Source organism: Thermoplasmata archaeon, from assembly GCA_038729465.1.
GTDB lineage: Archaea > Thermoplasmatota > Thermoplasmata > Thermoplasmatales > ARK-15 > JAVRLB01.
Map to the genome: position 1 here is coordinate 4,431 of JAVYRZ010000015.1, position 10,277 is coordinate 14,707.

Sequence of the window (10,277 nt, forward strand, 5' to 3'; positions counted from 1 at the left end):
GGAACAGTGCGGAGAAACGGTAACAATCACTTTTGCATTCGTGTTTTTAAAATCGTTGATGTTCTTTGTTGCCAACTCTTCCATATAGTCCCATTCACCAGCGTTTCTTAGAGGCTCACCACAACAAAGTTCTTCATTACCAAGTATTCCAAAATCTATGTTTTTGGCTTTTAGAATCTCTGCAATAGCCTTGGTCACACTGTGTATCCTTTTGTCATATGCTGCTTCACAGCCTACATATAAAAGAACATCAACACCTTTCTTCGCATCCTTAATTTGCATGCCTTCTGCCCATTTTGCTCGTTCTGATTTTTTTCCGCCCCAGGGATTGCCGTTTTCATAAATGTCCCACACTACCTTCTCTATCTTTTCAGGAACTTTATGCTCTTCAAACGCCAGCTTTCTCAACCCTAACAGCACATTTACAATCTTTACATCTCTAGGACATGTGGTTTCACAGAGCTTGCACGTGGCACAGCTCCATAAGTTATCAGTGTAATCAATGCCGATCTGTGCAGAACGAACCAGTTTTCGAACGTTCAGCAAGTCGTCAGATACTGCCCCGATCGGGCATCTGGCAGTGCATACTCCACACTGATAACATATGTTTCCCACGTTTTCTGTAAGCTCATTTACATGCTCCCAGCGGCTATCATCTATATTAATCATGATTTCACCCCCTTTAGCTTTACTGGCGTTTCATGAATCTCTTCTTTAGAAAGCCCTTTTATAAGCTTGTCCATATCCCGAATCTTAAACGCAAACCTGTTTCCCTCCGCAGCACTGACCCACCAAAGCTGCAACCGGTCAGGATTAATATTTCTGTTCTGCAAGAACTTGCGCCATCGTTCAACCCTTTTCTCAGTATCCACGTTCGCATTGATGTAATGGCAATCATTGATGTGACATCCTGTTACTAACACTGCTGCTGCTCCACGCTCAAAAGCGTGCATTACCAGCTTTTGCGAAACTCTGCTCGAACACATTGTTCTTATCACCCTTGCGCTGGGAGGATACTGGATCTTCGAGATCCCAGCCTGGTCTGCGCCTGCATACGAGCACCAGTTACAAGCAAACACTACCAGCTTCTCATCCGCATTTTTCTCTGTTGCAGCATCTACCTGCGTCAAAATCTCAGCATCAGTGAAATTTGGCATTGATATCGCGTTTGTAGGACACTCTGCTATACAATCTCCGCAACCCATGCACATTGCCGGCACGATCTCCACATGCTTTTTCAATTCTCCCTTAATCGCACCGTACGGACAGACGGTTGTGCATTTCATACATTTTATACATTTGTCCTGGTCTATGTATGCAATGAGCGGCTCTTTCGTAATCTTATCTTTGAACAGTATCTTTGACGCTTTGGCTGCAGTTGCTAGCCCCTGCATCATCGACTCTTTTGCATCTTTAGGCCCCTGCGCAGTGCCTGCCAAAAACACCCCTGAAACTGCAGCTTCTACAGGTCCCAGTTTTGGATGGACCTCTAGCAAAAATCCCTCTTCATCTTTTGATAATTTTAGCTGATTGATCATGTCATTCTCTTTAGGCACTAACCCTATGTTCAACACCAGCAGGTCTGTGGGTATGCTCAAAGTATCTCCGGTCAGCTCATCTGGTATGGTCACAGTGCCATTTTCATACTTTACCACCTCTTCAGGAACTTTCTCTTGATCATAATGGAAAAATTGCACTCCTAGATCACCTGCTTTCTTGTACAGTTCTTCAGCAAATCGTGCATAAGCTCTGATATCTTTGTACAAAACTCTTACTTTCTTTCCCTGTTCCCTCAAACGAACTGCTTGATTGAGCATTGTTGAGCAGCAAAAACGAGAACAGCCCCGGTCTTTGTTTCTGGAACCAATGCATGAAACAATAGTGATCTTTTCCTCTTTTATGTCATTGATCCTCTTTTCCAATTCTAGTGAAGTCATTATGTTACCCTGGCTAAACTCTTTAGGTTGGTATGGATCTGCACCTGTTGCCATTACAATTGCACCGGCCGGTATGGTTTGTCCATCTGAAAGCTGAACATTAAAGTTGCCTACAAATCCAGACACGTTCTTCACGGTCGTAGATAAATGCAATTTTGCACCAGACCCTTCAAGCTCTTTTATTCGAATATCCAGCAGCTCTTTCGTTTCAATACCCATAGGAGCAAGGTCTGTAATATTGTTCAATAATCCCCCCAATTTGTCATCTTTTTCAATAAGATGCGTGTTTATACCCATCTTTTCAAGTGCCGTCGCGGCAGTGATTCCAGCTATGCCTCCACCTACCACTACTGCCGTATGCGTGACCGGAATTTCCATCTCTTCCAGCGGTTCTAGATATCTGGCCTTGGCTATGGCCATATCCACCAACTCGTACGCTTTCTCTGTTGCTGCCTCTTTCTCATTTTTGTGAACCCAAGAATCCATATTTCTGACATTTGCCATCTCGAAAAGGTATGGATTCAAGCCAGCTCTCGCGCAAACTCTCTGAAATGTTATTCCATGCGTCTTTGGTGAGCATGCACCAACAACAACCCTGTTCAGATTATACTGCCTGATCTTTGCAGCAATGCTGTCTTGCGTGCTGCCGGCACAAGTGTATTTGTTCTCTTCTACATAAACTACATCCTTGATATCTTTAACCCTCTCTTTCACTTTTTTAACATCTACTACACCTGCTATATTAGAACCGCAATCGCATAAAAACACGCCTACTCTCGGCTCTGGAGCAAGCTCTAAAGGCTCGGCAACAGGCATTTTTATCCAAACTCTTTCGTCTATGTACTGCAATGACTCTGCAGCGGCAGCAGAAGCTTCAGTCACGCTATCAGGAATGTCTTTTGGCCCTGAAGCACAGCCGGCAATGAATATGCCTTCTCTAGTACTTTTTACAGGACTAGACGGAACAGTTTTGAAAAAGCCGTCTTTGTCAATCTCAATTCCTAAAACTGTGGACAATTCCTTTGTACCTTTGCTTGGTATCGCTGCAGTGGCAAGCACCACCATATCGTAGTTTTCTTCCAAAACTTGCCCTTTTTCAAAGCTCTCATATCTTACCTTTATATAATTTCCGTCCCTGCGTATGCTTGAAGGTCGGGAACGTATGTATCTGACTCCACTCTCTTTCGAACGATTGAAAAACTCGTCAAAGTTCTTGCCATAAGCCCTGATATCCATATACAAAATAGTGATATTCTTTATGCCATGATCCTTTGCTTGTATTGATTCTTTCACAGAGTACATACAGCAGAATCTGGAACAGTATGGTACATATCTTTGATCTCTGGACCCGGCACATAGTACAAACAACAAATTTTCAGGCTCTTTGTGCGTGCTTGGCACAATAATCTCTCCATCACTGGGCCCGGCAGCATTGACAAGCCTCTCAAATTCCATGGAAGTCAAAATATCAGGATCGGTTCCATATCCAAACTCTTTTAGCAAACTAGCATTGAACAACTCAAAACCTGTGGCTACAATGATTGCGCCTACATGCTCAGTGATCTCTCTAGGACGCATGTTAAAGTCTATGGCATTTGGGCCACAAGCATTTATACATCTATTGCAAGGCAGGTAGTTTGGAGGTTCATTGAGGCAACTGTCTATGTCTATTACGTACATTCCCGGCTCTGCCTGACTGAAAGGAGTGTAAATTGCTTTTCTCACTCCTATTCCATAGTCAAACTCATTCTTGCGCAATTGCGGACAAGCTTGCGTACATAGGTCACAGGTTGTGCATGCGCTGGTCACAAATCTGGGTTTTTGATAAATTGTGACTTTGAAATCTCCTTGCTTACCCTCTACCTTTTGCACCTCTGCAAGCGTTAATAATGTTATGTTTGGATTGTGCGTAACATCACTCATCTTTGGAGCTTCAATGCATATTGAACAGTCTAGAGTAGGAAAGTTTTTGTCTAATCCCGCCATTTTGCCACCTATCGCAGGACTGCGTTCTACCATTATTACCTTTGAGCCTGCTTCTGCAAGATCGAGAGAGGCCTGTATTCCAGCAATGCCACCTCCTATGACCATTACAGTATCACTCATGCTTCTCACCTTCTCTAAATCCTCTCTCAAATGCTTCGATATTTAGATTTTCGTATTTCGGAAACCTGCGTTTTATGGCAGTTATTGCTGAATCTCTGGATATCACATGCGATGCACCAGCAAATGCACCAAGCATCACTATGTTTGCTACTCTGCTGCTCTTTAATGACTCTGCAATCTCTTTTGCAGGAACTGCTATGGCATTTGAACCATCATAATCTACAATACTGCTCTCCAGTATTATTATTCCGTCATCTTTCAAGATTTGAATGTTTGTGTCTAACCCTTCTTGTGTTAAAGTGATTAAAAAGTCAAGACCAGTTACCATCGGATAATCTATGTGTTCGTCTGAGATTATCAGATCTGCGCGAGACCAGCCACCGGTTACATAAGGACTGTACTCTTCGGTCATGATCACGCTTTTTTTGTCTTCTATAGCCGCCTCCCCAATCAGATGCCCTATCGTAATGATCCCCTGCCCTCCCGATCCATATACTCTCAACTCTTTCACTATTACTCACCTCTAGCTTTTTTTATCAATCTTTCTTCTGATTCTAAATATGATTCTCTGCGTCTGTTCACAAACTCTCCTAAAACAATAGGCTTTTTTGAAGATATGTCAATGGTTATATCCTCAAGCTTTGCATTTGGATCTACGATCGAGTAGTTTCTGTAATGGTCCATCTCTGCCAAACCGTCTGAAAAACTGTTATATTTTCCAAAATTTGGCGGACAAGGTGATAAAATCTCAATAAATGCAAATCCCTTGACTTTCATTGCATTCTGGATTGAACTGACGAGCTGCCTTACATGCAGCGTTGTCCATCTTGCTACATAAGATGCACCCAGAGCACTCATAATATAAGGTAGATTAAAACTCTGCTCTGCATTTCCGAATGGCGTGGAAGAGGTTCTTGCACCGGTAGGCGTGGTAGAACCATGCTGTCCACCGGTCATGCCATAGTTGAAATTGTTCACACATATTACCAATAGGTCCATGTTCCTGCGTGCAGCATGTATTATGTGGTTTCCCCCTATATTGAACAGATCTCCGTCACCACTAATTATTGCAATTTTAAGAGCTGGGTTTGCAATTTTCATGCCCGTGGCAAAAGCTATAGCACGGCCATGAGTAGTGTGATAACTGTCAAAATTGGCGTAACCAGGCAACCTAGCTGTACAGCCGATTCCGGAAATCAGTACATGATTATCTAGTGGAATATCTGATTTTAATACTGCGTCCAGATAGCTTTTTAGTACTATTCCCAGCCCACAGCCAGGGCACCAGATATGCGGCAAACGATCACTTCTTAGATACAGATCCTTCGGATGCTGTACTTCGCCAGCTATCATCTCTGTTCACCTCTTAAAAGTTTTAAGATCAATGCGGGATCTGGTATTGCTCCAGGCACATAGTGCACTTCCTCTACCGGCACTTTTGAATATTCGCGCACTGTGTGTGCATACTGCCCGAAATTTATTTCTGCAACAATAAATCTAGATATTTTTCTGCTAATCTGCTCAATCCTCTTTTTTGGAAACGGCCATAACGTGATGGGCCTGAACAGCCCAAGTTTATATCCCTCTTTGCGCGCATCCTTGACAGCCTTTCTTGCAGACCTGGCAGTTATGCCGTACGCAATTACTACAGTGTCTGCATCATCAACCATATACTCTTCATATTCGATGATCTTATCTTCATTATCTTGTATCTTGCTCAATATATGTTTGATCATCTTTTCTTCAATTTCAGGTTCGTTAGAAGGATAGCCTCTCTCGTCATGCGTAAGGCTGTCGATATTTCCTTTAAGCCCAGTGCCTGGAAGTATCATGGGTATGAAGTCTTTGGTAAAGTCATAAACCAGTTTGTAATTGTCTGACTTGTCTCTCACTTTCCTCTCTACTATTTCATAATTTTCGAGATCTTTCACAATCAGATTCTCTGACATGTGCCCGATCACTTGATCTGTGGCAACAATAACAGGCTGTCTGTATATTTCAGAGGTGTTGAAAGCCTTGATAGTCTGTTCAAAGATCTCTTGGATACTTTCCGGGGTGTATACTATTGCCTCATAATCTCCATGAGAGCCCCAGCGAGCCTGCATAACATCTCCCTGCCCCACTCGAGTAGGCAATCCTGTCGATGGACCACCACGCATCTCGTTAATTATTACTGCCGGAGTCTCGGTTATTATCCCCAACCCCAGATTTTCTTGCATCAGCGAAAATCCTGGTCCTGACGTTGCAGTCATGCTCTTTAATCCGCCATTCGAAGCACCTATGATTGCAGCCATGCTCCCAATTTCATCTTCCATTTCTATAAAATGACCTCCTATTTCAGGCAATCTTGCGCTTAACCGCTCCAGGATCTCGGACGAGGGTGTGATAGGATATCCTGCATAAAATCTGCATCCCGCTACAAGTGCTGCTTCTGCACAAGAAAAGTTGCCATTGATAAAATATTCACCAGGTTTTATCAGCCCGTTCATGTTTAAACCTCCTCCACAAATATTGCAAAGTCAGGACAAATAGATTCACACATACCACAATCTACACAACTGTCTTCTTTCCCCTTTTTTACCTGCGGTGGATGATAGCCGCTTTTATTGAAAACTGTGGATTTTTCGAGCACTTCGTTCGGGCAATAGCTCCAGCAATAACCGCACTCTTTGCAGCGATCTGCAATAATGTGCACTCTCCCTTTAGGCAGCTTGTATTTGTTTGTGTTTACAGGTTCTCTTATAATTTCTTTTTGAACAGTAGTAAGCTCTTTTATCATTTTTTTTCACTAAATATTATTTATATGAATAGCACTATTTATTTTTTTTCTTTCTAAACAAAAAAGTTTAAATAACATATTAAAATATGTTTAATTGTTAAAAAATAAAGCAATAAAAAAGATGTTAATATGAAAATAAATGAAAGCATAAAAAGCAGTTGCGAGAAATGCGAGTACGCCGCTAGTTACAAGCATGATGGGATTGAAGTTTTAATATGCAGTAACTCTAAATCTATGAATGACGGCAGAGTGTTCTTTAAAACATATGAACCTTGCAACAGTTATGTGGGCAGAACATCTAAAACTACCAGAAAATACAATAAAAATATAAATTATCTGGTTTGCAAAACCTGTAATATCACATTACCGGATTTTGAGGACATAGATACACATCAGGATCATGAACTATACGTTGACGTGGACCTGAAACACCTGCATAAAATGGCAGACATTTACCTTTCTGCCGGAGACTGAATTTTCATCTATTATACAGTAAAATATTCACTCAGTATTTAACATAATATAACATAAAAAAATTTCTTAAATAAAACCTCAATTTGTAAATAATTTTTATTATATAATCTTTCACATTAAGTAATATTTATATATAGGAATTTTCATAACAATTTCATGGCTGAAAAATTTTCGTCTGGATACAAAAAAGATTTGAGCCTTTTTAACCTTATAATGTTGAATGCCATGGGAATGATAGGATCTGGCTGGCTGTTTGCCTCTCTTTATGCAGCCTCATACGCCGGCCCGATTGGCGCGATTTTGTCTTGGGTTCTCGCCAGTATAATAGTGATCCTGATGGCATTGACTTTTATGGAGGTTTCTACCGCTTTTCCTCTTGCAGGAGGATCCACTCCGATAGGCGAGATGTCGCATGGAAAATTGGCTGGATTTCTTGCTGGATGGGGAGCATGGCTCTCGGATATTATGACCCCACCCATTGAAGCAATCGCGATGGTCACGTACTTATCGTTTTTTGTAAATGGGCTAGTTAATTCATCTGGAACACTGTTGCCTCTGGGATATCTCGTTGCTTTTATTACACTGGTAATAATACTTATAATAAACTTGCAGGCTGTAAAAATATTTGGAAATATTACTAGCGCAATAATGGTTTGGAAATGGGCAATACCTGCACTGGCAGCAATTACGCTTATAACACTGGCACTGCATCCTACCAACTTTACAGCTTATGGTAGCTTTTATCAGGGATACTCGGGAATATTCTATGCATTGGTGCTGGGCGGTATAGTGTTTTCGTTCGAAGGATACAGAGCTGCTATCAATATGGCTGCTGAAGCAAAGCATAAAGATTATATCTGGAAATCTGTGATCTATGCGGTATTTTTGGTTTTGGCACTATATATCGTGCTACAAATTGCGTTTATCGGTGCTATTAACTGGACATCTGCAGGCGTGACTGCCGGTAACTGGGGCGCTTTGAGCAGCTCAACATTGTTATCTGGGCCATTTGCGAAAGAAGCTTCTGCAGTGGGGCTCGGGTGGCTTGTCGTAATATTGATGATCGATGCCGTGATATCACCTACAGGCGCAGGTATCAGCTATGCTGCATACCCTGCAAGAATATTCCAGTCAATGGCAGAGTATGGTTATGCACCTAAAACCTTTGCGGATCTGCACAAAAAAACGAAAATACCAGCAAAGTCTCTGATTCTCGGATTTGTCGTTGGACTGGCATTTTTGTACGAGTTCCCTGGCTGGCATCTGTTGGTGGGTATTTTGACGTCCACACTCGTAATTGCTTACGTAATGGGTCCTGCATCCATAAACGTGCTTAGAAGAACTGCACCGCATGTTGAGCGTTTATTTGTGCTGAAAGGTGCCAAAATCATTGCACCGATAGCGTTCATATTCACATTTTTGATAGTGTACTGGTCTACATGGCCTCTGACTGGCGAAGTGGTTGCCGTAGTGCTTGCCGGATTGATAATGTTTGCATATTACTATCATAAAAATGGATTTTCTGTGGAAGATATAAAGTCTGGATTGTGGATGGTTGTATTGCTGATTATCGTTGCAATTCTTTCCTATATAGGGCCGAGCAATTATGGAGGGCTCAATATCATACAGTTCCCGTACGATTTCATAGCGGTAGGTGTCGTAGCACTGATATTCTATTACTGGGCTCAGGTCAGTGGCCGTAAAACAAAGTCTCTGGAAGAGTACCTAAAGCAAACGAACCAGGAATAAAACATATTTTTCTTTTTTTATTCTATTTTTTTGCCAGTTAATATTATCACATGGGCTCCGGTTATAACATTTTTTTTCAGTATTTTAATCAATGCTGCCAATGAGGCAGTGCTGGCCGGTAATACATCTAAGTTCTCATAATCTTTTATGAGTTTACTGTAATGTTCCATCTCTTGATCTGATACATATTCTGCAAATCCATTTGAGTTTATAAGTGCTTTTAATGCCAGCTCTCCGTCATAGGCATGATAATTTACGAGAGGCTCGTTTATTTCAGTTTCTTTAATTTTTCTAGGATCTAGGTCTGTGATTTCATCTTGATGATTATTGAAGCTCTCTATTATCGGGTTACCGCCATCTGTGCTAGCGGCAATCATTCTTGGAATGTTGCTAATCTTTCCAGCATTATATAAATTTTCAAAGCCTTGATATATACCAGAGATCGTAGTTCCATTTCCTACTGGAACGGAGACAGTACTGGGTGCAGAGTTTAGGTCTTCAAAAATCTCAATTGCAATTTTCTCATACCCATCGCGGTTAAGATCTGGATGTTCGCCTGCGTTGGCATCAAACCATCCTCTATTTTTTGCGTTTTTCTTGCTTTCAGCCACAGCATCTTCATATTTTCCATCCACCAGCACCACCTTTGCATTATACTTTTTTTCCATCTCCTGAATTCTCAGCGTATGGTACTGTCTTGGTATATATATCACTGCCTTTAAATTTTTTAAATATGCAAAATATGCAATAGAGCTACCATAATTTCCGCACGTTGCGACGGTAATGGTATTATATCCCTCATTTATCGCTCTATCCACATGCAAAATTGAGATTCTGTCTTTCTGCGTTCCTGTTGGATTAGTACCTTCAAATTTTAAATAAATGTTGTTAATTTTTAATAGTTTTTCTAGATTCATCGCTCTATGCAAGGTTGTTTTATTAATCATAATTTTTATCGAATCTATATATTTATATGAATTTAATAAATTTTTGTATCTTATGCTACAGACATGAATATTTTTTGGAATTGAAATATAGGTTTTAACTATGATTTTTAGAATGCGCTATTTTTTAATAGTAAAAGATTATTCAATTCGAACTAGAAACTACCCAAGTCAAAAATACTTCCAAAAATTTTAAATAAAGAAATGATATTAAAAATAATGTAAAGGGTTAAAAAAATGTTTGAAACTAAATCTGTAAGCGTGATAATAGGATTTATAGAACGTGTC

At 40.8% G+C, this 10,277-nt stretch carries 9 protein-coding genes; 2 read left to right on the top strand and 7 right to left on the bottom strand.

Features of this window, described 5'->3' with window-relative positions; genetic code table 11:
- The 6 genes from QXQ25_04880 to QXQ25_04905 form a co-directional block, all read right to left on the bottom strand.
- Positions 1-669: (Fe-S)-binding protein (locus QXQ25_04880; GenBank protein ID MEM0161037.1), on the bottom strand; the 669-nt coding region annotated here is incomplete at its 3' end.
- Positions 666-4,043 (bottom strand): hydrogenase iron-sulfur subunit, encoded by a 3,378-nt coding sequence (locus QXQ25_04885; protein MEM0161038.1) that lies wholly within the window; start codon positions 4,041-4,043, stop codon positions 666-668. The genes QXQ25_04885 and QXQ25_04880, both read right to left, overlap by 4 nt.
- Positions 4,036-4,554, bottom strand: coding sequence for a 2-oxoacid:acceptor oxidoreductase family protein (locus QXQ25_04890; GenBank protein MEM0161039.1), 519 nt, complete (start codon positions 4,552-4,554; stop codon positions 4,036-4,038). The genes QXQ25_04885 and QXQ25_04890 overlap by 8 nt, the downstream gene beginning before the upstream one ends.
- A 2-nt stretch (positions 4,555-4,556) precedes the next feature.
- Complete coding sequence (locus tag QXQ25_04895) at positions 4,557-5,396, bottom strand: thiamine pyrophosphate-dependent enzyme (GenBank protein ID MEM0161040.1); 840 nt, start codon at positions 5,394-5,396, stop codon at positions 4,557-4,559.
- Positions 5,393-6,532, bottom strand: a complete 1,140-nt coding sequence (locus QXQ25_04900; protein ID MEM0161041.1) for a 2-oxoacid:acceptor oxidoreductase subunit alpha — start codon at positions 6,530-6,532, stop codon at positions 5,393-5,395. Before QXQ25_04900 ends, QXQ25_04895 begins: the two co-directional genes overlap by 4 nt.
- 2 nt (positions 6,533-6,534) lie before the next feature.
- On the bottom strand, positions 6,535-6,822 hold the full coding sequence (locus QXQ25_04905) for a 4Fe-4S binding protein (GenBank protein ID MEM0161042.1): 288 nt from the start codon (positions 6,820-6,822) through the stop codon (positions 6,535-6,537).
- 129 nt (positions 6,823-6,951) lie between these two features.
- Between QXQ25_04905 and QXQ25_04910 the strand changes: the two genes are divergently transcribed.
- Positions 6,952-7,296, top strand: coding sequence for a hypothetical protein (locus QXQ25_04910; protein MEM0161043.1), 345 nt, complete (start codon positions 6,952-6,954; stop codon positions 7,294-7,296).
- Between the two features lie 156 nt (positions 7,297-7,452).
- Positions 7,453-9,045 carry an APC family permease gene (locus QXQ25_04915; GenBank protein MEM0161044.1) on the top strand — a complete coding sequence of 531 codons (1,593 nt, stop codon included), beginning with the start codon at positions 7,453-7,455 and terminating at the stop codon, positions 9,043-9,045.
- A gap of 17 nt (positions 9,046-9,062) precedes the next feature.
- Here the strand turns inward: QXQ25_04915 and QXQ25_04920 are convergent, their stop codons facing one another.
- Positions 9,063-9,992: a pyridoxal-phosphate dependent enzyme gene (locus tag QXQ25_04920; protein MEM0161045.1), complete on the bottom strand. Its 930-nt coding sequence runs from the start codon at positions 9,990-9,992 to the stop codon at positions 9,063-9,065.
- Between the last annotated feature and the right edge of the window lie 285 nt (positions 9,993-10,277).

Coding starts and splice junctions, on each gene's coding strand:
- QXQ25_04915 (MEM0161044.1), top strand. CDS start 7,453: ATGGCTGAAAAATTTTCGTCTGGATACAAAAAAGATTTGAGCCTTTTT.
- QXQ25_04900 (MEM0161041.1), bottom strand. CDS start 6,532: ATGAACGGGCTGATAAAACCTGGTGAATATTTTATCAATGGCAACTTT.
- QXQ25_04920 (MEM0161045.1), bottom strand. CDS start 9,992: ATGATTAATAAAACAACCTTGCATAGAGCGATGAATCTAGAAAAACTA.
- QXQ25_04905 (MEM0161042.1), bottom strand. CDS start 6,822: ATGATAAAAGAGCTTACTACTGTTCAAAAAGAAATTATAAGAGAACCT.
- QXQ25_04885 (MEM0161038.1), bottom strand. CDS start 4,043: ATGAGTGATACTGTAATGGTCATAGGAGGTGGCATTGCTGGAATACAG.
- QXQ25_04910 (MEM0161043.1), top strand. CDS start 6,952: ATGAAAATAAATGAAAGCATAAAAAGCAGTTGCGAGAAATGCGAGTAC.
- QXQ25_04895 (MEM0161040.1), bottom strand. CDS start 5,396: ATGATAGCTGGCGAAGTACAGCATCCGAAGGATCTGTATCTAAGAAGT.